The sequence below is a fragment of the Dactylosporangium roseum genome (genome assembly GCF_025264685.1).
Lineage (GTDB): Bacteria > Actinomycetota > Actinomycetes > Mycobacteriales > Micromonosporaceae > Dactylosporangium > Dactylosporangium roseum.
In genome coordinates this window covers 1,106,065-1,131,295 of record NZ_CP073721.1, presented here as the reverse complement: position 1 = coordinate 1,131,295, position 25,231 = coordinate 1,106,065, and the positions used below count along the sequence as shown (strand labels likewise).

The 25,231-nt window shown below is 69.5% G+C and carries 20 protein-coding genes and 1 pseudogene; 12 read left to right on the top strand and 9 right to left on the bottom strand.

Translation table 11 applies throughout. The features are described 5' to 3' along the window. The first annotated feature begins 5 nt into the window (after positions 1-5). The 3 genes from Drose_RS05485 (at position 6) to Drose_RS05475 (ending at position 2,635) form a co-directional block, all read left to right on the top strand. Positions 6-974: a C40 family peptidase gene (locus tag Drose_RS05485; protein ID WP_260727075.1), complete on the top strand. Its 969-nt coding sequence runs from the start codon at positions 6-8 to the stop codon at positions 972-974. Between the two features lie 390 nt (positions 975-1,364). Next, positions 1,365-2,144, top strand: coding sequence for a methyltransferase domain-containing protein (locus Drose_RS05480; RefSeq protein ID WP_260727074.1), 780 nt, complete (start codon positions 1,365-1,367; stop codon positions 2,142-2,144). Between the two features lie 53 nt (positions 2,145-2,197). Beyond that, positions 2,198-2,635 (top strand): Rv0361 family membrane protein, encoded by a 438-nt coding sequence (locus Drose_RS05475; RefSeq protein ID WP_260727073.1) that lies wholly within the window; start codon positions 2,198-2,200, stop codon positions 2,633-2,635. A gap of 174 nt (positions 2,636-2,809) precedes the next feature. Here the strand turns inward: Drose_RS05475 and Drose_RS05470 are convergent, their stop codons facing one another. Continuing rightward, on the bottom strand, positions 2,810-3,733 hold the full coding sequence (locus Drose_RS05470; RefSeq protein WP_260729621.1) for a sigma-70 family RNA polymerase sigma factor: 924 nt from the start codon (positions 3,731-3,733) through the stop codon (positions 2,810-2,812). Positions 3,734-4,165: 432 nt separating this feature from the next. Then, positions 4,166-5,149: an NAD-dependent epimerase/dehydratase family protein gene (locus tag Drose_RS05465; protein WP_260727072.1), complete on the bottom strand. Its 984-nt coding sequence runs from the start codon at positions 5,147-5,149 to the stop codon at positions 4,166-4,168. Between the two features lie 456 nt (positions 5,150-5,605). Here Drose_RS05465 and Drose_RS05460 point away from each other — a divergent pair, with 456 nt between their 5' ends. The 3 genes from Drose_RS05460 to Drose_RS05450 all read left to right on the top strand — a co-directional run bounded on the left by Drose_RS05460 (position 5,606) and on the right by Drose_RS05450 (position 10,505). Beyond that, complete coding sequence (locus Drose_RS05460; RefSeq protein WP_260727071.1) at positions 5,606-7,450, top strand: bifunctional metallophosphatase/5'-nucleotidase; 1,845 nt, start codon at positions 5,606-5,608, stop codon at positions 7,448-7,450. Between the two features lie 121 nt (positions 7,451-7,571). Further along, positions 7,572-8,381 carry an SAM-dependent methyltransferase gene (locus Drose_RS05455; RefSeq protein WP_260727070.1) on the top strand — a complete coding sequence of 270 codons (810 nt, stop codon included), beginning with the start codon at positions 7,572-7,574 and terminating at the stop codon, positions 8,379-8,381. A gap of 12 nt (positions 8,382-8,393) precedes the next feature. Further along, positions 8,394-10,505 (top strand): putative bifunctional diguanylate cyclase/phosphodiesterase, encoded by a 2,112-nt coding sequence (locus Drose_RS05450; protein ID WP_260727069.1) that lies wholly within the window; start codon positions 8,394-8,396, stop codon positions 10,503-10,505. A gap of 340 nt (positions 10,506-10,845) precedes the next feature. Here Drose_RS05450 and Drose_RS05445 read toward each other — a convergent pair whose 3' ends face one another. Further along, positions 10,846-11,193 (bottom strand): hypothetical protein, encoded by a 348-nt coding sequence (locus Drose_RS05445; RefSeq protein ID WP_260727068.1) that lies wholly within the window; start codon positions 11,191-11,193, stop codon positions 10,846-10,848. A gap of 348 nt (positions 11,194-11,541) precedes the next feature. Between Drose_RS05445 and glpK the strand changes: the two genes are divergently transcribed. Then, positions 11,542-13,017, top strand: coding sequence for a glycerol kinase GlpK (glpK, locus tag Drose_RS05440; RefSeq protein WP_260727067.1), 1,476 nt, complete (start codon positions 11,542-11,544; stop codon positions 13,015-13,017). A 155-nt stretch (positions 13,018-13,172) separates the two neighbouring features. Here the strand turns inward: glpK and Drose_RS05435 are convergent, their stop codons facing one another. From Drose_RS05435 to Drose_RS05410, 6 genes and pseudogenes are all read right to left on the bottom strand, one after another. After that, on the bottom strand, positions 13,173-14,030 hold the full coding sequence (locus Drose_RS05435) for a S1C family serine protease (RefSeq protein WP_260727066.1): 858 nt from the start codon (positions 14,028-14,030) through the stop codon (positions 13,173-13,175). Between the two features lie 404 nt (positions 14,031-14,434). Continuing rightward, positions 14,435-15,904 (bottom strand): sensor histidine kinase, encoded by a 1,470-nt coding sequence (locus Drose_RS05430; protein WP_260727065.1) that lies wholly within the window; start codon positions 15,902-15,904, stop codon positions 14,435-14,437. Between the two features lie 8 nt (positions 15,905-15,912). Then, positions 15,913-16,602: a response regulator transcription factor gene (locus tag Drose_RS05425; protein WP_238016827.1), complete on the bottom strand. Its 690-nt coding sequence runs from the start codon at positions 16,600-16,602 to the stop codon at positions 15,913-15,915. A gap of 190 nt (positions 16,603-16,792) precedes the next feature. Beyond that, on the bottom strand, positions 16,793-17,422 hold the full coding sequence (locus tag Drose_RS05420; protein ID WP_260727064.1) for a PadR family transcriptional regulator: 630 nt from the start codon (positions 17,420-17,422) through the stop codon (positions 16,793-16,795). After that, positions 17,419-18,237 (bottom strand): DUF4097 family beta strand repeat-containing protein, encoded by an 819-nt coding sequence (locus Drose_RS05415; RefSeq protein ID WP_260727063.1) that lies wholly within the window; start codon positions 18,235-18,237, stop codon positions 17,419-17,421. The genes Drose_RS05420 and Drose_RS05415 overlap by 4 nt, the downstream gene beginning before the upstream one ends. 164 nt (positions 18,238-18,401) lie before the next feature. Beyond that, a pseudogene (locus Drose_RS05410) lies at positions 18,402-18,494 on the bottom strand (GNAT family N-acetyltransferase); the annotation flags it as partial. A 56-nt stretch (positions 18,495-18,550) separates the two neighbouring features. On the opposite strand from Drose_RS05410, the gene Drose_RS05405 reads away from it, so the two are divergent. The 5 genes from Drose_RS05405 (at position 18,551) to Drose_RS05385 (ending at position 25,009) form a co-directional block, all read left to right on the top strand. Continuing rightward, positions 18,551-18,952, top strand: a complete 402-nt coding sequence (locus Drose_RS05405; protein WP_260727062.1) for a DUF3052 domain-containing protein — start codon at positions 18,551-18,553, stop codon at positions 18,950-18,952. 118 nt (positions 18,953-19,070) lie between these two features. Next, the gene (locus Drose_RS05400; RefSeq protein ID WP_260727061.1) at positions 19,071-19,982 is read left to right on the top strand and encodes an ABC transporter ATP-binding protein; all 912 of its coding nucleotides are present in this window, start codon (positions 19,071-19,073) and stop codon (positions 19,980-19,982) included. After that, entirely contained in the window at positions 19,979-20,884 is a 906-nt protein-coding gene (locus tag Drose_RS05395; protein WP_260727060.1) for an ABC transporter permease, read from the top strand. Before Drose_RS05400 ends, Drose_RS05395 begins: the two co-directional genes overlap by 4 nt. Positions 20,885-21,076: 192 nt before the next feature. After that, positions 21,077-24,766 (top strand): multifunctional oxoglutarate decarboxylase/oxoglutarate dehydrogenase thiamine pyrophosphate-binding subunit/dihydrolipoyllysine-residue succinyltransferase subunit, encoded by a 3,690-nt coding sequence (locus Drose_RS05390; RefSeq protein WP_260727059.1) that lies wholly within the window; start codon positions 21,077-21,079, stop codon positions 24,764-24,766. 63 nt (positions 24,767-24,829) lie between these two features. After that, entirely contained in the window at positions 24,830-25,009 is a 180-nt protein-coding gene (locus tag Drose_RS05385; RefSeq protein ID WP_260727058.1) for a DUF6104 family protein, read from the top strand. The last annotated feature ends 222 nt before the right edge of the window (positions 25,010-25,231 follow it).

Genomic DNA, 25,231 nt, shown 5'->3' with positions numbered 1-25,231 from the left:
TTTCCTTGTCCACTGGACACCGCGCCCGCCGCTCGGTGCTGCGGACCCTGCTGATCGGGGCCGTGTCACTGATTGTGCTGGCGCCAGCGACGGTCGCACGTGCCGACCCGACGCTCGCAGAGATCGAGGCCCAGCTCCAGAAATCGGGCGAGGAACTCGAGGCGACGGTCGAGGCGTGGAACCAGATGAACGTCGCTCTGGCTGATTCGCAGGCGAAGGTCGCCGATCTGCAGACGAAACTCAAGCCGATGGAGGACGCCGTCGCCGCGTCTGCCGAGAGTGTGCAGAGTGCCGCGGTCCACGCCTTCAAGACCTCGGGCAATCTGCGCAACCTGTCCGTCGTGCTCAACGCGGGCTCGTCGGACACGCTGATGGATCAGCTCTCCATGCTGAACGAGATCACCCGCCAGCAGCAGAAGCACATCGACGAGTTCCGGACGGCGAAGACCGCGCTCGAAGAGCAGAAGAAGGGCTACGACCAGACGATCGCCGCGCAAAACGCGCAGAAGGCGGAGATCGAGGCCAAGCGCAAGAAGATCGAGAGCGAGATGGCCCAGCTCGACAAGCTCAAGCAGAAGGTCAACAAGCCGGCGACGCCGAAGGGGCCGCCGCCGGCGGTGTCCGGCAAGGCCGGCATCGCGGTCAGATTCGCCTTCGACCAGATCGGCGACCCTTACGTTTTCGGCAAGGCGGGTCCCAACGCCTACGACTGCTCCGGGCTCACGATGGCGGCCTGGAATGCGGCCGGCGTCAGCCTCCCGCACAGCGCCGCCCAGCAATGGAGCAAGGTCGCGCACATCTCACGGGGCGACCTCCAGCCGGGCGACCTGGTGTTCTACAACAACCTCGGGCACGTGGCCATCTACGAGGGCAACGGGAAGGTCATCCACGCGCCGACCAGCGGCCGGACCGTGACCGAGGCATCGGTCGACATGGGTAACAAGATCTACGGATACGGACGGGTCAGGGCCTGACCGGACCGCTCCCGATGAAGGGCCGCTCCGCCAGCGCGCGGGGCGGCCCTTCACCATTGAGGCAAGGCCGCGAAGTTCAGCCAACGGCCCTTGCCAGCCCGAACAAGGCCGACAATTCGGGCGTGGGCCTCGGAGGCGTCGCCGCCGAGGGTGCCGGCCGGCACGCGTTCCGCCGCAATCCGCCGCCGGGCCGCTCGACCTCACAGATCATGGGAAAGATATGGCTGCCCCGATAGCCAGATCTTTCCCATGATCATGAAGTCGGCCGGGCCGGAACGCGCCGCTCGGGGGCAGTAGCGACCACGAGCGACCAGACGCCCGCCCGTAGCGCAGCACCGGGGTGGACAGACGACCGCACGGCTGAACTCCGCGGCCTTCATCATTGAGGGCATGACATCGTGGGATCCCGAGCAGTACAACCGCTTCGCCGACGAGCGCGCCCGGCCCTTCCACGAGCTGGTCGCCCGCGTCCCGACCAAGGACGCGGTGGCCGTCGTCGACCTCGGCTGCGGCCCGGGGACGATGACCGCGACCCTCGCGGCGCGCTGGCCCGACGCGGCGGTCCTCGGCATCGACTCCTCCCCAGCGATGATCTCGGCGGCCGAACCCCTGCAGACCGCCCAGCTCCGGTTCCAGCTCGGGGACATCGCCGGCTGGCGGCCACCGCGGGGCTCGGTCGACGTCATCGTGGCCAACGCCGCGCTGCAGTGGGTGCCCGGCCACGCCACGCTGCTGCCGATCTGGGCCGCCGCACTGGACGACGGCGGGACGCTCGCGTTCCAGGTGCCCTGCTTCGCGTTCACGGCGATCGAGGACGTCGTGTCGGCGCCGCGGTGGGCGCCGCTGCTCTCGGCCGTGCTGGAGTCGACGGGGCCGCGCTCGAACAGCCCGGTCCTCACCCCGCAGGAGTACGTGCGGATCCTCGCCGGCGCCGGTCTCACCGTCGACGTGTGGCAGACGACATACCACCACGTGCTGCCCGGCGCCGACCCGGTGCTCGAGTGGTTCAGCGGTACGGGCCTGCGGCCCTATTTCGACGCGCTCTCCGGGCAGGACCTGGCCGACTTCCGCGCCGAGGTGGCCGCCCGCCTGCGGTCGGCCTACCCGCGCGAGCCGTTCGGCACGATCCTGCCGTTTCCGCGGCTGTTCGTCGTCGCGCATCGACCCTGACCCGCGTCGGCTGGCTTACAGTGCGGCCCGGCGAGCGAATTTAGCCTGGGCGGGTGACCCAACCTCGCCGTCGAAGCACGCTCAAGATCGTGCTGATCATTCTTGCCGTCGTCATCGTCGTGTGTTGCGGCGGTGGCGCCGCCGGGTTCTACTTCCTGCTCACCGGCGCCACGAAGGCCCCGAAGGCCGCGACCTCGGCGTTCCTGGACGAACTGGAGGCGGGCAACTACGCCGCCGCCTACAACCGGCTGTGTGCCGACACCAAGAGCGAGTTCGAGCAGCCGACCTTCGAGGAGAAGATCAAGGCCCGGCAGCCGAAGTCGCACGACCTGGACTGGGGCGGCTCGTACGACAACACCAACGGCCGGGAGACCGCCGCGATCACCGGCGACGTCACCTTCACCGACGGCTCGTCCAACAACGAGAGCTTCCAGTTGCGCAAGGAGGGCGGCGACTGGAAGGTCTGCGGCAACCCACTCACACTGCGCTAACCCCCCCCACCCCCACCCCCACCCCCACTCCCGCGTCGATCTTGCACTTGTGGTGCCTGACAAACCCGGACATCGTGGGAGCGTCGAGGCACCACAAGTGCAAGATCGACGAGAAGAGGCCCCGGGCGACCGGGGCCTCTCGCGTCTCTCAGGGGGTTGTGTGTGTGGGGGGGCCTAGGCGGCCTGTAGGCCCTCGGCCCGGGCCAGCTCACGCAGCCGGCCGAGCGCCTGGATCTCGAGCTGACGGATCCGCTCACGGGAGAGCGAGAACCGGGTCGCCACCTCGGTCAGGGAGTGCTCCCGGCCGTCCTCGAGGCCGTAGCGGGCACGCATGATGCCGGCCGAACGGTCGTCGAGGTGGTTGAGCAGGCCCTCGATCCGCTGGCGCTCCAGGGCGGCGAGGACCACATCCTCCGGTGACGGGGCGTCGGAGTCCGCGACCAGGTCACCGAGGTTGGTGTCACCGTCGTCACCCACCGGGGTGTCGAGCGACACCGTGTCCTGCGACCACCGCATGAGCTCGTGGACCCGCTCGACCGGCACGCCGAGCGCGGTGGCCAACTGCTCCGGCTCCGGCTCGTTGCCCAGCTCGCGGGTGAGCTGACGCGCGACGTTGCGCATCCGGTTGACGTCCTCGACGAGGTGCACCGGCAGCCGGACCGTGCGCTCCTGCTGCGCGATCGCCCGGCTGATCGCCTGGCGGATCCACCACGTCGCATATGTCGAGAACTTGTATCCGCGCACGTAGTCGAACTTCTCGACGGCGCGCACCAGGCCGGTGTTGCCCTCCTGAATCAGGTCGAGCATCGGCATGCCGGACCGCACGTAACGACGAGCGATCGAGACCACCAGTCGCAGGTTGGCCCGGATGAACCGGTCCTTCGCCCGCTCGCCCTCGGCGACGAGGCGCTGCAGCTCGGCCTCCGTCACGCCTTCGGGAAGCTTGTCGGACTCCAGCAGGTGCTCCGCGTAGAGCCCGGCCTCGACCGCCTTGGACAGCTCGACCTCAGAAGCGGCGTCGAGCAGCGGCGTGCGGGAGATTTCATGCAGGTAGACTCCGACGAGGTCCCGCTCCTCGGCACCTGTGTCGGGTCGCATCTCCACTTTCACGTTCTCCACCTTCGGGCCCCTCCCCGTCCATCCTTCGCCTTCCCCGTTTCACCCTGCTAAAACGGATGCCCCGGGTATGCCCCCTGCACAACACCCAGCACGCCCTCCGAATTCCGCCCTCAGGGGCGACTCGGTGACGGCCCCTGAGAGTTGCACCACTTACCTGGACGCTCTGGAGGCCGCTCCGGTTCGCTTCGGTTGCAACAAGTGATACGTGGTATTCCTGCCCGTCAGACGCCTAAACTCGCTGTGAGTTCCCTGGGAACGGCGGCTGGTGGGACCGAGGTCACCGGTGTCCATCGGCAACAGTCGGCCAGACGACAGGCAAAACGCTCTGAAGGATGAGAAATCGGCTTCCCTCTTTGGGGGCTTGACGCGCGACGCCACCTGTCGAAATGCCGACCGGATCGCCGTGCGCCTCTACCGGGAGCGCCATTCCCGCAACAGCTCGGCTTCCTCCTCGCCCGAGAGCCCGGTGTTGTGCGATACCTCACTCAACCCGGAGAGTGTGTCCCGCACCGTCTCACGAAGCGGGCGAACACGAAGACCGGCCTCGATCGACAGCGAAGCGTCACGACTGAGGAACCCTCCGTATTCGGGCAAAGGTAGCCAAAGGGGCAACGATCGCGGCCCGGACCACGGCGCCACCTCGCGAACTGTCAGGAAACTCTGAGGCACCCACGTGAGGGTGTGTACGGAAGGTGCCCCCTCAGCCAACCCAGCGTGAAACTCGCGACGGGTGAGCGGCGTGCCGATGCCGTCGAACACGCCGGCCAGGCCACGTTCGGCCGCCCGGACGATCCAGCCGGCGAGATCCCGGACGTCGATGAACTGGACCAGGTCCTCCGGCTCGCCGGGCGCGAGGATCTCACCGCCGCGCGCGGTGCGGCGCACCCAGTAGTCGAACCGCCCGGTCGGGTCCTCGGGGCCGACGATGAGCCCGGCGCGGCAGATGAAGACCCGGTCGGCGGCCGACGCCACGAGCTGCTCGCAGGTGACCTTGCACCGGCCGTACGCTTCGGCGTCGGCGAACGGGTCGTCGAACCCCTGCGGCGCCGGCGCCATGACGGGCGCGTCGGCGACGGTCTGCCCCGGCGTGGCGGTGTCGGCGTAGACGGACCCGCTCGAGACGAACGTGAAGTGCCCGACCCGCCCGCGAAGCGCCTCGACGGCGTGCCGGACGTGGCTGGGGCGGCGGCCGACGTCGACGACGGCGTCGAACGTGCCGTCGAGGGCGTCGAGCCCGGCCGGGTCGTCCCGGTCGACGCGGACGAACTGGACGCCGCCGACCGGCCGGCCGGACGAGCCGCGGGCGGCGCAGACGACGTCGTGGCCGGCGTCGCGGGCCTGCCGGGCCACGGCACGGCCGAGGAACACGGTGCCACCGAGAACAAGCATCTTCATCGCTCGATCCTGGGGTGCCGGTGACCGAACCAGAACCGCTGTTCACTGGAAGCGGATCCGCTGGGAACGAAACTCCGGCGGCGAACCGACCCCGCAGCCTCGGGCGAATCCGGTGGGACGACGGCGAGCGGTGCGGGGCGGGTCCTGCGGACGACCGGCACGAACAGCGCCAACCCCGCCAGCACGGTCGCCGCCGCCGGCGGCCGGAGCGACCAGCGGCGGAGAGGGGCGCCGGCCAGGGGCAGCACTCCTTCCACTGTGGACGGTGGTGACGCGACCGCGGACGCCGAGGACACGGTGACAGCCGTCCGGCACGCCGTCATGGGCGGAGCGGCCCGTACCGCACCCTCGCTTTTACCCGCAGGTCACCTGTCTGTTCACAACAGGTGCTCGCGCCGGATCGACGACCACGGAAAGATGGCGATCGACGCATGCGTCCTTCCATAAGGAGAGATCATGGCCCGACCCAGTGCCCGCGGTTGGCGGATCGCCCAGCACCTCGCGGTGCCGGCGCTCGCCGTCGCGGTCGTCGCCCTCTTACCCCTGGCCAAGGCCGACACCCCAGCGGGAACCGACCGATGGACGCCACTCACCCCGGCCAAGGTCTCGTTCAGCCAGAAGACCGGCCCGACGACCACGGCACAGCTTCTCGGCTTCAACGACTTCCACGGCAACATCGACCCGCCGATCGGCAGCGGCGGGTTGATCAACGGCACCCCCGCGGGTGGCGCCGAATACCTCAGCACCTGGCTGACCAAGCTGCGCAACGACGCCGCGAACAACGGCGTGCGCAACAGCGACACGGTCGTCGCCGGTGACAACATCGGGGCCACGCCCCTGGTGAGCGCCGCCTTCCACGACGAGCCGGCGATCGAGGTCCTCAACCAGATGGGCGTCGACATCTCATCGGTCGGCAACCACGAGTTCGACGAGGGTGTCGACGAGCTCAGGCGCATCCAGCTCGGCGGCTGCCATCCGGTCGACGGCTGCCAGGACGGCGACGGCTTCTCGGGTGCGAACTTCCCGTACCTCGCCGCCAACGTCACCGACAAGTCCAACAGCCTGCCGATCCTCCTGCCCTTCACGCTGCGCCTGTACGACGGTGTCCCGGTCGCCTACGTCGGCATGACGCTGGAGGCCACCCCCGGCATCGTGAACCCGGCGGGCATCAAGAACGTCAACTTCAAGGACGAGGTCGAGACCGCCAACCAGTACGCCACCGTCCTGAGCTGGCTCGGTGTCCGCTCGATGGTGCTCGTGATCCACGAGGGCGGCATGCAGAGCAGCCCGCCCGCGCCGCTGGACCCGTCCGGCTGCGCCAACTTCGCCGGCCCGATCACCGACATCGTCAAGGGCCTCGACCCGGCGTACGGCGTGGTCGTCTCCGGACACACGCACCGCTTCTACACCTGCGAGCTGCCCAACTCCTCGGGCGCCGACACGCTGGTGACGAGCGCCGGCACGGCCGGCACGCTGGTGACGGACATCCGCGTCACGCTGGACAAGAAGTCCCGCAAGTTCGTCGACGCGTCGGCCACCAACGTGATCGTCGAAAACGGCGTACGGAACGCCGACGGCACCTGGAAGACGGAGAACGGCATCCCGGTCCGCAACCCGAGCCTGGTCGACCCGAACATCAAGAAGATCGCGGACAAGTACCGCGCGGCCGTCGCGCCGATCGCCAACCGGGTCGTCGGCAGCATCGCCGCCGACATCACCACCACGGCGACGCCGGCCGGCGAGACGCCGCTCGGTGACGTGATCGCGGACGCGCAGTTGGCCTACACCAGGTCGGCCGGTACGCGGATCGCGTTCATGAACCCCGGTGGCATCCGGGCGCCGCTGACCTACGCCAACTCGCCCGGCGGCGAGGCTCCCGGCCAGGTCACCTACGGTGAGTGCTTCACGGTCCAGCCGTTCAACAACCTGGTCGTGACGCAGTCGTTCACCGGCGCCCAGATCAAGGACGTGCTGGAGCAGCAGTTCGTCGGCTTCGGCGGACAGACCAACCAGCGGATCCTCCAGGTCTCCGGCGGCCTGACCTACACGTACAGCGCCTCCGCGGTGCCAGGATCGAAGATCAGCAACCTGGCGCTCAACGGCACCCCGATCGACCCGGCGGCGATCTACCTGGTGACCACGAACGACTTCCTCGCCAACGGCGGTGACGGGTTCTCCAACCTGACGAAGGGCACCGGCCGGGTCACCGCGCCGGGCTTCGACGTGGACGCGCTGGTGGCCTACCTCGGCACCGGCCCGATCGCGCCCGGCCCGGCCAACCGGATCACGCGGGTCGCCTGATCGCGCGGTTTGCCTGATCGATACCGGTGTGGGCGGGCGGCGGGTTTTGCTCCCGCCCGCCCACACGTATGCTCGCAACGCCCGAGTGCCACGTGTCACCGATGTCGAGGAGTGTTGATCTGTGGAGCGACCGACCTGGGCACCCGCAGACGTCGACCTCGATCGCCCGAGCGTTGCCCGGGTCTATGACTACTACCTCGGCGGCTCGCACAACTTCGCCGCCGACCGCGCCTTCGGCGAGCAGGTCCTGAAGGTCATGCCGGTCGTCGCCGCGCTCGCCCGCAGCAACCGCGCCTTCCTGCGCCGCGCCGTGAGCATGCTGGCGGCGCAGGGCGTGCGCCAGTTCCTCGACCTCGGCTCCGGCATCCCCACCGTCGGCAACGTCCACGAGGTCGTCGCGGACGCCGGTGTCGGCGACGGCCGGGTGGTCTATGTCGACCACGACCCCGTCGCGGTCGCGCACAGCCGCGCCATCCTCGCCGACGTGCCGGGCACCGCCGTGGTCGCCGGCGACCTTTGCCGCCCCGCCGACGTGCTCGCCGAGCCGGCGGTGCGGGCCCTGCTCGACTTCAGCCAGCCGATCGCGTTCCTGCTCGTCGCGGTGCTGCACTTCGTCTCCGACGAGCAGCGCCCGGCCGACATCGTGTCCGGATACGCGGCCGCCGGCGTCCCCGGCAGCTACGTCGTGCTGTCCCACGCCGGGCTGGAACGCCAGCTCACGCCCGGGGAGGAAGCGGCGCGGGAGATGTACCGCAAGTCTCCCACCCCGCTGATCCTGCGGACCAGGGCGCAGGTGGCGGCGCTGTTCGGCGACCTGACGGTGGTCGAGCCGGGCGTCGTCGCGACCCACAAGTGGCGGCCGGGGCCGGACGACGAAGCGATCCCGGAGGGCGACGCGTTCGGCTGCGCGGTCGTCGCCCGCAAGGACTAGCGCCGGCCCACCATGACCGCCGCCAGCTCCACGCCGACCTCGTGGGACCGCCCGCACCGCGCCGCCGAACGGCTCGCGCGCGCCTGGTCGCTGGCCGTCGCCGGCACCAGCTACGTGTCGATGAACGGTCTCGAGGTCCAGGATTTCCTGACCAGCCTCTCGACCCGGCTCATCCACGCGCTGACGGCCGAGGTCTTCGACCCGGCCGACGTGCGCGAGGTCGGCTCGACCCTGGTCGCCGCGCACTTCACCGAGCCGACGACGCTGGAGCGCACCATGGCGGTGCTCAGCGAGCAGTTCGGCAACGCGCCGGCCAAGCGGGTCGCCCGGATCCAGGGCGCGCTCGCGGCAGGCTACGCGCTGGCGCTGCGCGACCGTGTGCTCGACGAGCAGGAGGAGATCCGCACCGCGGCGCTGTGGTCGCAGGCCCGGGCCGAGGAGGGCCGGCGGGTCAGCGACGCGCGGTTCCGCGCGATCTTCGCCGGTGCCGCGATCGGCATGAGCGTCAGCACCGTCGACGGGCAGGTCATCGAGGTCAACCAGGCGCTGTGCGACATGCTCGGCTACACCGCCGACGAGCTGCTCGCCATGTCGTTCGAGGACTTCGTGCTGCCCGAGGACCCGCCGTCCGCGGCCGCGATGTTCGACGAACTGCTGGCCGGGCGGCGGGACCAGTTCCGCATCGAGAAGCCGTACGTGCACAAGGACGGGCACCGGGTCTGGACCGACCTGGTGGCGTCGGTCATCCGCGACGAGGAGGACCGGCCGAGGTGGCTCGTCGCGATGTTCGAGGACATCACCGAGCGGTACCTCCTCCAGGTCCGTCTGCGGCACCAGGCGCTCCACGACCCGCTGACCCAGTTGCCCAACCGCACACTGTTCTTCGACCGGCTCGACGCCCTGCTGGCCGACGCCGACGAGAACGGCGACACCCGCGTCGGTGTCTGCTACCTCGACGTCGACGGCTTCAAGGTCATCAACGACACACTCGGCCACGACGTCGGTGACCAACTGCTGCAGACGGTCGCCCGCCGGCTGGCCCGGTCGATCAACGGTGAGGGTCAGCTCGTCGCGCGGATGGGCGGCGACGAGTTCGTCGTACTGATCGAAGGCACAGCGAGCACCGAGGACATCGTCACCGTCGCGGAAAAGGCGCTCGACACGGTCCGCGCGCCGGTCCACGTCGGCGGCCACGAGATCAGCATCTCGGCGAGCATCGGCGTGGTCGAGCAGCCGCTGCGCGGCACCAGCACGGGCGAGCTGATGAAGGCCGCCGACACCACCCTCTACTGGGCCAAGGCCGACGGCCGCAACCGCCTCGCGCTGTTCGACGCCGAGCGGCACGCACGCGAGGTGACGCGGTACGAGCTGTCCGCGAGCATGCCGGCGGCACTGGAGCGGCGGGAGTTCTTCGTCGAGTACCAACCCCTCGTCCGGCTCAGCGACGCCCGCGTCATGGGCGTCGAGGCGCTGGTCCGCTGGCGGCATCCCCGCTTCGGGGTGCTCGGCCCGGACGCGTTCATCGGCATGGCCGAGGAGACCGGGCTCATCGTGCCGCTGGGGCGCTGGGTGCTGCACGAGGCCTGCCGCCAGGCCGCCGAATGGCACCGGACCGTCAAGGACAAGGCGCCGCTGATGAGCGTCAACCTGGCGGTGCGGCAGATGCGGGACCGAACGATCGTCCGGGACGTGCGGGCGATCCTGGAGCAGACCGGCCTGGCCCCGGAGCGGCTCCAACTGGAGCTCACCGAGAGCGCGGTCATGGGCACCGGCGGCGAGCCGATCGAGGCGCTCAAGGCGCTGGCGGACCTGGGTCCGCGCATCGCCATCGACGACTTCGGCACCGGCTACTCCAACTTCGCGTACCTGCGGAACCTGCCGGTCCACAGCCTGAAGCTGGCCGGCTCGTTCGTCGCCGGGCTGCGCCCGCCGGAGCGGCCGGACCCGGTCGACGAGCAGATCGTGGCCGCGGTGATCGGGCTGGCGCACACCCTGAAGCTGAGCGTCACGGCCGAAGGCGTGGAGACGGCGGAGCAGGCCAGCCGCCTCCAGGCGCTCGGCTGCGACACGGCACAGGGCTGGTACTACGCGAGTCCCGGCCCCGCCTCCGCCCTCGAGTTCTGACCGGCGATCCGCCCGCAAGTCAACCCCAGCAGCCCCTGGCCAGCCGAACAAAGCCGATAATTCGGGCACGAGGCCCGGAGGGGGCGCAGTCGAGGCGTGCGTTCCGCCGCCGTGCCGCTCGATCTCATGATCATGGGAAAGATGTGGCCATCGGGGCAGCCACATCTTTCCCATGATCATGGAGTCGTCCGACCCGGAGCGTGCCGCTCGGGTCCAACGGCGACCACGAGCGGCAGAGACCCGCCCGCACGACTGTGCGTCACCATCCCGTAGCGCAACACCGGCTCACCTACCGCGGCCCTGACTCCGCCCAGCAACAACGTTGCTGGGCGGAATACGGTCAGTTGGCCGCATACGGGTTGATCTCTTCGTGCATGTCCGTCATGAACTGCGACCACAGGTCGTCCTCGTGCGGATCGGCACCGACGAGGTCGAACTGCCCGTCGGCGAAATCGGGGTCGAGCTGCCAGTCGGGCAGGTCCACGTCGTCGAGGTCCAGGGGCTCGTCGCCGAGATCCCCTTCGACGGCGTCGACGGTTTCAAAATCGGTGAGGTCGTCGGCACCGTCGGTGCCGTCGAATCCTCCATGGTGATCCTCATACTGGTGATCGGCGAAGGCATGGTCGACTCCACCGTCGTGGTCGACGTGGAGGCCGTCCTCGCCCCAGTCGATCTCAAAGTCGCTCATGACTTCTCCCGGTCGGTTCGGCTACCTCTCAACGGTAGGCGCCGCACGACAAGCCCCACTCCCCGAAACGTGCCACGACCGGTCAGCCGGGAGCCCTTACGGCTCAGCGGACCGTCGAAGGTTGAATTCTTGGTGCGGCCCCGTCCGCCGGCGGCCCTCGCCGGTGGGAGCGGGCAGTCTGGACGCCGTCGCGGTCGGTGTCGTGCCCGACGAACTCCGGACGGCCGGCACCGTCGGCGTCGACCACGACGTCGACGCCGACGCCGCCGCCGGGGGAATGTAAGCGGCCCGGACCGGCGCGGGTAAGTTCCGTCCCGAACGTGACAGGGATTCGGCGAAGATGGCACCGTGTACATCCTCGCCATCGATCAGGGCACGACCTCCTCCCGTGCGATCGTGTTCGACTCCGACGGCGCCATCGTGGCGCTCGACCAGCGCGAACACCGCCAGAGCTTCCCCCGCCCCGGCTGGGTCGAGCACGACCCGGTCGAGATCTGGCACAACGTCCAGGCCGTGTCGACCCGCGCTCTGGACCAGGCGGGCCTGTCCCGGGCCGATGTCGCCGCCATCGGTATCACCAACCAGCGCGAGACCACGATCCTGTGGGACGCCAAGACCGGCGAGCCGGTCCATCCGGCGATCGTCTGGCAGGACACGCGCACCGACGCGCTGATCCGGTCGATCGGCGGCTCCGCCGGCGCCGACCGGTTCCGGGACCGCTGCGGGCTGCCGCTCGCGACCTACTTCGCCGCCCCGAAGATCGTCTGGCTGCTCGAAACCGTGCCGGGCCTGCGCGCCCGCGCCGAGGCCGGCGAGATCCGATTCGGCACGGTCGACACCTGGCTCATCGAGAAGCTGACCGGCCGCCACGTCACCGACGTGACCAACGCCAGCCGCACCATGCTCATGAACCTGGCGACCCTGGACTGGGACGACGACCTGCTCGCCGCGTTCGGCATCCCGCGGGTGATGCTGCCGGACATCGGCTCGTCGTCCTACGTGTACGGCGAGGCGCGCACCATGCTGCACGGCGTCCCCGTGGCCAGCGCCCTCGGCGACCAGCAGGCCGCGCTCTTCGGCCAGGCGTGTTTCGCGCCCGGTGAGGCGAAGTGCACGTACGGCACCGGCTCCTTCCTGCTCCTCAACACCGGTCACCGCCCGGTGGCCAGCGAGCGTGGCCTGTTGACGACGGTCGGTTATCGGATCGGGGACGCGGATCCGGTGTACGCGCTGGAAGGCTCGATCGCCATCACCGGCTCGCTGGTGCAGTGGCTGCGCGACAACCTGGGCCTGATCGGCTCGGCACCCGAGATCAACGACCTGGCGGCGACCGTCTCCGACAACGGCGGCTGCTACATCGTCCCGGCGTTCTCGGGCCTGTTCGCGCCGCACTGGCGCCCGGACGCCCGCGGCGTGATCACCGGGCTGACCGGTTACGTCACCAAGGGGCACCTCGCGCGGGCGGCCCTCGAAGCGACGGCGTGGCAGGTCAAGGACGTGGTCGACGCCATGATGGCGGAGTCGGCGGTACCGCTGGAAACGCTGAAGGTCGACGGCGGCATGACCGCCAGTGACCTGCTGATGGCCTTCCAGGCCGACGTGCTCGACGTTCCGGTCGTGCGCCCGACGGTGGCCGAGACGACGGCGCTGGGCGCGGCGTACGCGGCCGGGCTGGCGGTCGGCTTCTGGCCGGATACGGACACTTTGCGCGAGAAGTGGCACATCGACCGACGGTGGGAGCCGTCGATGGACCAGGCGACGCGGGACCGCGGCCACGCGTTGTGGCTGCGCGCCGTGGAACGCTCCTTCGGCTGGGCCGCCTGACCCGCCCGCCCGCCTCCCCGTCCCCCTTCCCCGTCGATCTTGCAGTTGTGGTGCCGGGACACTCCGCGAGTGTCCGGGTTTGTCCACCACCACAACTGCAAGATCGACGGGGAAGGGGGCGGGAGTGGGAGCGGGAGGCGGAGCAGGCTTCGGGGTCAGGCCAGCAAGTGCTCGGCGACGGCCTTTGCGGTGTTGCTGGAGATCGCGAAACCGACGCCGATGTTGCCGGCCGTGTCGCCCGATGTGGCGATCGCGGTGTTGATGCCGATGAGCTGGCCGGACGTGTTGACCAGCGCACCGCCGGAGTTGCCGGGGTTGATGGCGGCGTCGGTCTGGATCGCGCCGGTGATCTTCGTGGCGCCGGTGCGGCCGTCCTGACCCTCGTCGATCGTACGGTTGAGGGCACTGACGATGCCCGAGGTCACCGAGCCGTCGAGGCCGAGCGGGCTGCCGACGGCGAGGACGGTGTCGCCCACGTGGACGGTCGAGCTGTCGGCGAACGCCAGCGGGGTGTAGGTGCCGCCGGCCCGGATCTTGACGACCGCCAGGTCGGTGCTCGGGTCGGTGCCGACGATCGAGGCCATGGCGGACTTGCCGTCGGAGAACGTGACCTGGACCGTGGTGCCGCGAGCGGTCGCCACCACGTGGTTGTTCGTCAGGATCGCACCGTCGGTGGTGATGATGACCCCTGAGCCGACGGCCGATCCGGTGCTGATCGACACGACACTGGGCAGCACCTGCGCGGCGACGTTCGACAGCGTTGTGGTGCTGCCGGACCCTGCGGAGTTCTGCGCGCTGACCACGCTGTGGCTGGTCGGCGGGCGGAGCTCCAGGGCCGCGTAGCCGCCACCGAACGCGGAAACCGCCGAGAGCCCGACGGCAGCCACGATCGCCGCCGCGACACGCCCCACCCGTCGCCGCTTCGACAGCGCGGCCGGCTGCGCCGGCGACGGCATCGGCGACGGCGGCTGCCATTGCAACGGCCGGTGCATGTGCGGCACGTGCGGAGGCATCTGCGCCGACGGCACATGCCGGTCCTGCTGGCCCCCGGATGCCCCCGTCCACCCCGGCTGGCCGCCCGATACGGGTGCCCCGGCGTGCCACCCGGGCCCACCCGGCGCGGCCTGCCATCCCTGGGCACCCCACACCGGCGCCGACGCGGCCGGCCACCCGGGACGGTCCCCGGCGATCGGCCCGGGCGCCCCACCTTGCTCAGGTCCCGAAGCCAGCCGGTCACCCGACGCCGGTCCTGAAGCCGGGCGGTCGCCCTGCGCGGGTGCCGGTACGGGCGGCCATGCTTGTCGGCCGCCCGTAGCGGGCGCCTGTTCCGGCCGGTCGCCCGGAGCCGGCTGGTCGGCCTGACCGGCCGTCCAGCCCTGCTGGCCGGCCGGCTTCGGCGCCCATCCCTGCTGTTCGCTCATGATTTGAGCTTGCCCACTGCGGCTGGCGGACTACTTAGTGCGGCCTGGGAACCGGCTGTGAGGGGAAGCCGAACCTGGAAGGTTGCTCCGCCACCCGGCGTGACGAACACCGACACTGTGCCGCTGTGCACGGCGACCAGTGCGGCGACGATCGCGAGGCCGAGTCCGCTGCCGCTGTGTGCGCCGCCGGCCTGCCGCCTGGTACGGGCCTTGTCTACCCGGTAGAACCGCTCGAACACCCGCGCGGCCTGTTCCTCGGTGAGGCCGGTGCCGTGGTCGACGACCTCGATGAGGGCGTCGGTGCCGTCCCGGCGCAGCCGCAGCTCGACCGGCGTCCCGGCCGGCGTGTGGGTGAGCGCGTTGGTCATCAGGTTGCCGACGACCTGGCGCAGCCGGGCCTCGTCGCCGTTGACCTCGACCGGCTCGTCGCGCTCCAGCTCCAGGCCGATCTCCCGGTCGGGTGCGACGGCGCGTGCGGCCGCGACGGCGTCGCTGGTGATGACCCGCAGGTCCATGTCCGCGAGGCTGAGCGGCCGCTCCTGGTCGAGCCGGGCGAGCAGCAGCAGGTCTTCGACGAGCAGGCCCATCCGGGACGCCTCCTCCTCGATCCGGCGCAGCAGCGCGCTCGTCTCCTCGGGCTCCCGGGCCGCGCCCTGCCGGTACAGCTCGGCGAAACCCCGGATCGTCGTCAGCGGGGTGCGCAACTCGTGGGAGGCGTCGGCGATGAACTGCCGCATCCGCTCCTCCGACGCCTGCCGTATTCGGAACGCGCCCTCGATCTGGGCGAGCATCGTGTTCAGCGCGGCGGCGAGATGCCCCATCTCCGTCTCGGGAGGGCTCTCCGGCACACGTTTGGTGAGGTCTCCGGCGGCGATGGCGGCGGCGGTACGTTCGATCTCGCGCAACGGCTGCAGACTCGTACGCACGATCGTCACGCCGACTGCGGCGAGCACGACCAGGACACCGGCGCCGACGAACAGCTCCGCGGCGACCAGCTCGTCGACGGCGTTGTCGACCATCGACAGGCTCTCGCAGATGACCAGCAGCGTCGAACCGCGCTGGGTGATCAGGACCCGCCACCGCTCGTGGGTCGCCTTGGTCGTCACCGTGTACGGCTCGCCGATCCGGGACACCAGCTCCTCCGGAGAGGAGGGCGGGGGCGGCTGGGCCGCCGGGTCGCGGGTGCCGACGTAGCCGTACTCCAACCGGCCGTTGGGACTGATGGTGGCCCAGAGGATGAAGTAGTTGCTGGGCAGCACCGAGTCGGTCCCGGCGCGCTGCTGCAACCGGCTGATCTCGACCGTGTCGGCCAGCGTGCGCAACTGCTGGTCGACCTTGTCGATCATCGAGCTGCGCATGACGAGCGCGCTGGCCACACCGATGACCAGCAACGCCATGGTGACCAGGGTGAGCACCGCCGCGATCAGCTTCACACGCAGCGGAACGTCGGCGATGAACCGCACCATGCGGCGGCTCAGACGGGAAGACGCAGCACGTAACCCACGCCCCGCAGGGTGTGGATCAGGCGCGGCTCGGCGATGTCGACCTTTCGCCGCAGGTAGGAGATGTAGGACTCGACGATGCTGTCGTCGCCCCGGAAGTCGTAGTTCCACACGAAGTCGAGAATCTGTGCCTTGGACAGGACCCGGCCCGCGTTCAGCATGAGATATCGCAACAGCTTGAACTCTGTCGGGGACAGCGCGATGGTCTGGCCGGCGCGGCTGACCTCGTGCGTCTCCTCGTCGAGCTCGAGGTCGTGGAAGACGAGCCGGTTGGGCCCGGGGTCGCCGTTGGTGCGGCGCAGGACGGCCCGGATGCGGGCGGTCAGCTCCTCGAGGCTGAACGGCTTGGTGACGTAGTCGTCGCCGCCCAGGGTGAGGCCACGCACCTTGTCCTCGGTGCCGTCACGAGCGGTGAGAAAGACGACGGGAAGCCGGATGCCGCCTTCGCGCAGCCGCCGGATCACCTCGAAGCCGTCGAGGTCGGGCAGCATGACGTCGAGCACGACAAGATCGGGCTTGGCCTCGCGGGCCGCGGTGACCGCCTCGGAACCGGTGGTCACCGCGTCAACCGCAAAGCCGGCGAAACGCAGGCTGGCCGAGAGGAGCTCGCGGATGTTCGGATCGTCCTCGACCACGAGCAGTCTCGCCTCAGCCTGCGCCACGCCTGGCGACGATGCACCCCCGGATTGTGCGACGCCGCCTCGTACCCCCATGCGCATATCTTGCCGCCCTCCGCTGGAGTCGGGCTGATGTTTACCTGGGAAGAACCTGAGCACCCGTTTCCCTGCTTCAACGCTAGCGCCTGTTTCATACTGAGGCCGGGCTGCGGCGGGCCTCAGTATGAAACAGGCACTAGCGCAGCAGGCGGCGTACCTGGTCGATCGCCCCGTCCAGCACGACCAACGTCGCCCGCATGGTTTCCTGGCTCGCCCGCCCGGCGCGGGCGAGGCGGCGAACCTCGGAGAGCAACTGGGCGGCCTTCTCCTCCAGCTCGGTGACCACGTCGGTCGGCGGCGGCGTCGGACGGGCCGCGCCCGGGCGGGGCGGGTATCCCCAGCCGAACTGCGACGGACCGGGCGGCGCGCCGCGCACCTGCCGGCTGGCCTCCTTGAGCTCCCTCTTGAGGTCGCGCACCGAGCCGCGCACACCCTGCTCGACCTCGTCGGCGAGCGTCGAGAGGTCGGCGAGCGAGGCGTTGATGTCCGCCTCGAGCGACTCCAGCTCACCGGCCCGCTGGCCGATCTCGGCCCGACCGGCGTCGGTGATCTCGTACACCTTCCGGCCGCCCGAGGCGGTGTGGCTGATCAGGCCGTCGGCCTCCATCCGCTGCAGCCGGGGGTAGATGGTGCCGGCCGACGGAGCGTAGAGCCCGTGGAACCGGTTCTCCAGCAGCCGGATCAGCTCGTAGCCGTGGCGCGGGCCCTCGGCCAGGAGCTTCAGCAGGTACAGCCGGAGCCGGCCGTGGCTGAAGACCGCACTCATGCGTCTGCTTCCTCATCGTCTACTGGTCGCCGCAACACGGAGATCGTGCCAGATGTCGCGTTGGCGGTGAGCCGCCCGCCCGTTCCACTACCCAGCCGGCCGGTCACGGTACCGCGACCGACCTGGTCGAGCTCGGAGAACGCGTTGAGGACGTGTCCGGAGACGGCGTTGACGCTGACCCGCAGGTCGCTGTCCGCGCGCACGCGCACCGTGATCTCCCCCGACACGGTGTCGAGCCGGACGTCGGTGTCGGCCGGCGGATTGTCGAGGTCGCAGGTGACCGAGCCGGAGATCGTCCTCGCGTACACCTGGCGGGCGGTCGAGTCGGCGACCACGATCTCGCCGGAGACGGTTTCGAGCTCGACCTCGCCGCCGAGCGTCAGCGCCTCGATCGACCCGGAGATGATCTTCCCGGCGACCGCGCCGTCGATGCCGAGCAGGGTGATCCGGCCGCTGGTGACGTCGACGGTGGCGCCGTTGCGCAGCGAGGACACGATGACGGTCCCGGCGGCGACGGTGAGGTCGACGACGGTGCCCGTCGGCACGACGATCGAGACGTTGGCCTTGTACCGCGCGCCGAACAGCCACCAGAGCAGCCCGTTCCACTTCTTCGGGAACTCGTGCGCGACGGTGAGGACACCGCCGGCGAGCGTGACGTCGACGTGCCGGTCACCGATGGCGGAGACCTCGACGCGGGCCGGCCCGTCGTCGGCGCCCACGACGTTGAGCCGCCCGGCGACCAGACTGACCCTGAGTTGCTTGACCTCGTCCTCCATCGCGAGCCGCTCAGGCTCGGTGATCTTCCAAGCGGTCATGGCGCCCACTTTCCTCGTTCACTCCCGTACGGAGAGCGTAGCGCGAAACGCGATACATCGCGACTGTCGTTCGAGACACAGTGAGCGCCGGTTCGCGACGCGGGCCGATCAGGCGGCGATCACGGCCGCCGCCGCTCGCGCCTTGCCCAGGACAGTCACGGAGATCAACCCCGCCCGAGGAAGTGGCGGAGGTACCGCGGGTCGACCCGGTCGAGCGACAGCAGCACGTAGAAGTCGGCGCGGCCGAAGTCGGCGTCTGACGATGACCGGTTGCCCGCATGGCGCGGGTGAACTGTGGATACCGTGGTCAGCCATGGCGGGATATTCAGGGACACCGTTACCGAAGAAGCTCGGCGTGCTCGCCGGGCACCGAGTGCTGCTCGACGGCGCACCCGCGGCGTTCGAGCTGCGTGAGCTGCCGCCCGACGTGGTGCTGCACCGCCGCAGCGCGCCCGGCCTCTACGACGTCATCCTGTGCTTCTGCCCCGACCAGGCCCGGTTGCGGCGCCGCTGGCGGGTGCTGCACCGGCTCACCTCGCCGTCCGGCGCGCTCTGGGTGGCGTGGCCGAAGCGCTCCTCCGGTGTGGCGACCGACCTGGACGAGAACGTCGTGCGCGAATATGCCCTGGCCAACGGCCGGGTGGACGTCAAGGTGTGCGCGATCGACGAGACGTGGTCCGGCCTGAAGCACGTGATCCGGGTTTCCGACCGGTAGCAACACGCGTTGTGCGTGCCCGACCACGCTCGTAGGCCGGGGCCATCGACGTCGCCGTGGCATGCCATATTGACGGCTTACTTCGCTCAAGTTCTTCTCAAGAGGGAGGAGCGGCACGTTGTCCAACGGACAGATCGTCGTCTCCGGCCTGACGAAGCAGTACCGCAACGTCAGAGCCGTCGACAATTTGTCGTTCGTGGTCGAGCCGGGCCGCGTCACGGGGTTCCTCGGTCCGAACGGCGCGGGCAAGACCACCACACTTCGTATGGTGCTGAACCTGGTCAGTCCGACCTCGGGCTCCGCGACCATCGGCGGCCAGCGATATGCCGACGTCGCCGAACCGCTGCGGCTCGCGGGCGCGATCCTCGAGGCGTCGGCCGCGCACAAGGGCCGCACCGCGCGCAACCACCTGCGGTGTGTCGCCGCCGCCGCGGGCATCCCGACCTCGCGCGTCGACGAGATGCTCGAACTGGTCGGGCTGACACAGGCCGCCAAGCGCAAGTTCCGCGGCTACTCGCTGGGTATGAAGCAGCGGCTCGGCATCGCGCAGGCGCTGCTCGGCGACCCGCAGGTGCTGATCCTCGACGAGCCGGCCAACGGCCTCGACCCGGAGGGCATCCGCTGGATGCGCGGGCTGTTGAAGGGCCTGGCCCAGCAGGGGCGCACGGTGCTGGTCTCCAGCCACCTGCTGTCGGAGATGGAGATCCTCGCCGACGACGTGGTCATCATCGCGGCCGGCCGGCTCGTCACGCAGGGGCCGGTCGACCAGATCATCGGCGCCACGACCACCGGGCCGCAGATCCGCGTCCGCACGCCCCACGTCGACGAGCTGGTGGTCGCCGTCCGCGGCGCCGGCGGGACGATCAACCCCAACGGCGGCGGCGCGCAACTGATCACCGGCCTCGACGCCCCGGCCGTCGGCAAGCTGGCCCTGCAGGCCGGCGTGGAGCTGCACGAACTGGTCACCGAGCGGCCCGACCTGGAGCACGTGTTCCTCGAACTGACTCAGGGAAGGGCGGCCATCCGATGACGCGGCTCATCCGCAGCGAGCTGATCAAGCTGCGCACCACGCACATGTGGTGGATCTTCGTGCTCTGCTCGGTGGCCTTCACCGGCATCGCGCTGCTGCTCAACACCGCTCAGGCCGACTCGGAGATGGACAACCAGTTCGTCCAGCAGACACCCCCGCCGAACCTGACGGAGGATCAGCGGGCGGACTGGGAGCACTACCAGCAGGAGGAGGAGGCCCGCGTCGCCCGGGTGCGCAGCGCCGCGGGCCTGGCGAAGTACGCCGTCAACATCTACACCTCGGGGCAGTTCTTCGGCCTGCTCATGGTGATGCTGCTGGCGATCCTGGTGATCACGAACGAGTTCTACCACCAGACCGCGACGGCCACGTTCCTCGCGACCCCGAAGCGGACCAAGGTCATCGTGGCCAAGCTGATCACCGCGTCCTTCATGGCGGTCGGCTTCTGGCTCCTCGCCACGGCGATCTCGGTCGCTGTCGGCGCGATCTTCTTCAGCAGCAAGGGCGTGACCAACAGCCTCGGCGTCTGGGCACCGCAGCAGGCGATGCTGCTCAACCTGCTCGTCTACGTCCTGTGGGCCATCTTCGGCGTCGGCATCGGCGTGCTGATCCGCAGCCAGATCGGCGCCACGATCACCGCCGCGGTGCTCTACACGATCGGCACGTATGCGGCGCTCCTCGCGCTCGCACTGGTCCACGAGTACCTCATCAAGGAGGACTGGGTCATGGAGAGCGCGGTCTACATACCGCCGCTCGCGTCCCAGCATGTGGTCGGTTCGCTGGCGCAGCAGATCGGCGAGACGGACCTCCCGCCGCGTTGGGCGGGCGCGGTCGTGCTGATCGCCTGGGCTGCCGTCCTCGGCACCATCGGCACCTTGATCACCAGAAAGCGGGACATCTCCTGAACAAGATATGAGCAAGATCTAGGACAACTGTGGCCGCCGACCGGCGGCCACAGTTGTATGAGAGGACGCATGCCGTCGTCTACATGGTCACTCCGGCCGCGTCGCCGACGAACGATCCTTCGGCAGCGCGTAGCCTTGACCCGGAATCCGTAACCCCCTAGAACTCGCGTTTGGAAGAGGCGATCAAGAGCCGTGTCGACCCAAGCGACCAACTCGCAGGAGAACCCGCTGGCGGGTTTTGGCCCGAACGAGTGGATCGTCGAGGACATGTACCAGAGGTACCTCGCCGACCCGGCCAGCGTGGACCCCGCGTGGCACGACTTCTTCGCCGACTACAAGCCCAGCCCGGACGCCGCCGCCGAGGCGGCGCCCGCCGCAGTGGCTGAGCCGGCGCCGGTGAAGACGGTCGAGAAGCCCGCGGAGAAGCTCGTCGAGAAGCCGGTCGAGAAGAAAGCCCCGCCCAAGGCCGCGGTCCCGGCGACCAAGCCCGCGCCGACCAGGGAGACCCCCGCTCCCGCCGGCGGCGCCAAGACCAGCCCGCTGCGCGGTGTCGCCGCTCGCATCGTGCAGAACATGGACGCCTCGCTGGAGGTGCCGACCGCCACGAGCGTGCGCGCCGTCCCGGCGAAGCTGCTGTCCGACAACCGGATCGTGATCAACAACCACCTCGCACGCGGTCGCGGCGGCAAGGTGAGCTTCACGCACCTGATCGGTTACGCACTGGTCAAGGCCCTTGCCGCGCACCCGGAGATGAACAACTCCTTCGCGGAGATCGACGGCAAGCCCAACCTGGTCCAGCCGGAGCACGTCAACCTGGGCATCGCGATCGACCTGGCCAAGCCGGACGGCTCCCGGACGCTGGTCGTGCCGAGCATCAAGGCTGCCGACACCCTGGACTTCCGCCAGTTCTGGTCGGCGTACGAGGAGATCGTGCGGCGTGCGCGCCGGGGCGAGCTCACCATGGACGACTACGCCAGCACCACGGTCTCGCTGACCAACCCCGGCGGCATCGGCACCGTGCACTCGATGCCGCGCCTCATGGCCGGGCAGGGCACGATCATCGGCGTCGGCGCGATGGAGTACCCGGCGCCCTACGCCGGCATGTCCGACGAGACGCTCGCCGACCTCGGCATCAGCAAGATCATCACGCTGACCAGCACGTACGACCACCGGATCATCCAGGGCGCGCAGTCCGGGGAGTTCCTGAAGGTCATGCACGAGCTCCTGCTCGGCGAGCACGGGTTCTACGACCAGATCTTCACCGCGCTGCGGATCCCCTACGAGCCGGTCCGCTGGGTGCGTGACGTCGCGCGGACCTCCGAGGGGCAGATCGACAAGGCCGCGCGGGTCGTCGAGCTCATCCACGCGTACCGGGTGCGCGGCCACCTGATGGCCGACACCGACCCGCTGGAGTTCCGGATCCGCCGCCACCCCGACCTCGACGTCCTCGAGCACGGGCTGACGCTGTGGGACCTCGACCGGGTCTTCCCGGTGGGCGGGTTCGCCGGCAAGCAGAAGATGAAGCTGCGCGCCGTCCTGGGCGTGCTGCGTGACTCCTACTGCCGGCGGGTCGGCGTCGAGTACATGCACATCATGGACCCCGAGGAGCGGCGCTGGATCGCCGAGCGGGTCGAGAAGCCGTACCAGAAGCCCGACACGGACGAGCAGAAGCACATCCTCAACCGGCTCAACGCCGCCGAGGCGTTCGAGACGTTCCTGCAGACCAAGTACGTCGGCCAGCGGCGCTTCTCGCTGGAGGGCGGCGAGTCGCTGATCCCGCTGCTCGACGAGATCCTGCAGAACTGCGCGGTCAACGGCCTCGACGAGGTCGTCATCGGCATGGCGCACCGCGGCCGGCTCAATGTGCTGGCCAACATCGTCGGCAAGCCCTACGAGAAGATCTTCTCCGAGTTCGAGGGACACCTCGACCTCAAGTCGGCGCACGGATCCGGCGACGTGAAGTACCACCTGGGCATGACCGGGAAGTTCACCACGCCCGACGGTGAGCACGCCACGACGGTGTCCGTGGTGGCCAACCCGTCCCACCTCGAGGCGGTCAACCCGGTGCTCGAAGGCATCGTGCGGGCCAAACAGGACAAGATCGACCTCAAGCTCGAGGGCTACACGGTGCTGCCGCTGCTCATCCACGGTGACGCGGCGTTCGCCGGGCAGGGAGTCGTCGCCGAGACCTTGAACCTGTCGCAGTTGCGTGGCTACCGCACCGGCGGCACCGTCCACGTGGTCGTCAACAACCAGGTCGGCTTCACCACCGCCCCCGAGTACTCCCGTTCGTCGCTGTACTCGACCGACGTCGCCCGGATGATCCAGGCGCCGATCTTCCACGTCAACGGCGACGACCCAGAGGCCGTCGTGCGCGTGGCGCGGCTGGCGTTCGAGTACCGCCAGGCGTTCAACAAGGACGTGGTCATCGACCTGGTCTGCTACCGGCGGCGCGGGCACAACGAGGGCGACGACCCCTCGATGACCAACCCGTTGATGTACGCGATCATCGACCAGAAGCGCTCGGTGCGAAAGATCTACACCGAGGAGCTCATCGGCCGCGGCGACATCCCGATCACCGAGGCCGAGGCGCTGCTCAAGGACTACCACGAGCAACTGGAGACGGTGTTCAAGGCGACTCGCGACGCGTCGTCGAACCCGGCTTCCCGGCTGACCCGCCTACGCGAGCCGGAGGTGGAGCCGGTGGTCGAGACCGCCATCGACGAGAGCGTGCTGCGCGCGATCGGCGAGGCGCACGTCAAGCTGCCCGAGGGCTTCACACCGCACAAGCGGGTCCAGCAGCTACTCGACCGGCGGGCCAAGATGGCCGTCGAGGGCGACATCGACTGGGGCTTCGGCGAGGTCATCTCGTTCGGCTCGCTGGTGCGCGACGGTCTCACGGTCCGCCTCTCCGGCCAGGACTCGCGGCGCGGCACGTTCGTGCAGCGGCACGCCAGCATCGTCGACGCCGAGACGGGCGCCGACTACATGCCGATGTCGGCGCTGATCGACAACGGCGGCAAGCTCTTCGTCTACGACTCCCTGCTGTCGGAGTTCGCGGCGATGGGCTTCGAATACGGCTACTCGGTGGAGAACCCCGACGCGCTGGTCATGTGGGAGGCGCAGTTCGGCGACTTCGTCAACGGCGCACAGTCCATCGTGGACGAATTCGTGTCGTCCGGCGAGGTCAAGTGGGGTCAGCGGTCGGCGGTGACGCTGCTGCTGCCGCACTCGCACGAGGGCCAGGGCCCGGACCACACGTCCGGTCGCCTCGAGCGGTACCTCCAGCTTTGCGCCGAGGACAACATGCGCGTGGCGGTGCCGACCACCCCGGCGAACCACTTCCACCTGCTGCGCCGCCAGGCCCTGTCGCCGAAGAAGAAGCCACTGGTCGTCTTCACGCCCAAATCGCTGCTCCGGCACCGGCTGTGCGTGTCGCCGGTGGAGGCCTTCACCAGCGGGACGTTCCAGACGGTCATGGCGGACCCGGGGATCAAGGGCACCGCGCTGGACCCGGCGGCCGTCAAGCGGGTGCTGCTCTGCTCGGGCAAGGTCTTCTACGACCTGCTCCAGGCCCGCGGCGACCGCGGCATCACCGACACCGCGATCATCCGGGTCGAGCAGCTCTACCCGATGCCGATCGAAGAGCTGCGCGCGGCCCTCGAGCAGTACCCGAACGCCGAGGACTTCGCCTGGGTCCAGGAGGAGCCGGCCAACCAGGGCGCCTGGTCGTTCATCGCGCTCAACCTGCTGGAGCACCTGCAGGGTGTCGGCCTGCGCCGGATCTCCCGCCCGGCGGCGGCCGCTCCGGCGGTCGGCTCGACCAAGCTGCACGACGCCGAGCAGCAGGCCCTGATCGAGGCAGCGCTGCCGAAGCGCTGATCCGTTCACCCCGTCGGAGGGCACGGCAGTCGCCGTGCCCTCCGCGCTCTCTGGAGAATGACCATGTACTTCACCGACCGCGGCATCGAAGAATTGGCCGACCGCCGGGGCGACGAGGAGGTCACCTTCGAGTGGCTGGCCGAACGCCTCCGCGACTTCGTCGACCAGAACCCGGAGTTCGAGACCCCGATCGAGCGCCTGGCCGTCTACTTGGCCAGGCTGGACGACGAGGACGACGACTGAGGCTCAAGCACGCCGCGTCTGGCGATCCCGCCGGCATGACCACGGTGGCCCGCGGCGGGTCCGCCAACAGCGCTATTCGTCCGGATATTTCTGACAAATCCGACCCGGCCTGCGCCAGTCGTGTTGGCCAACCGGCCTCTCGGGTGAACCATCTGCGAGCGCCGGCTCACACCTCGTCATTCGCGTCCGCCAAACGGGTCGTTCGCGCGCAAAAAGGTGTAG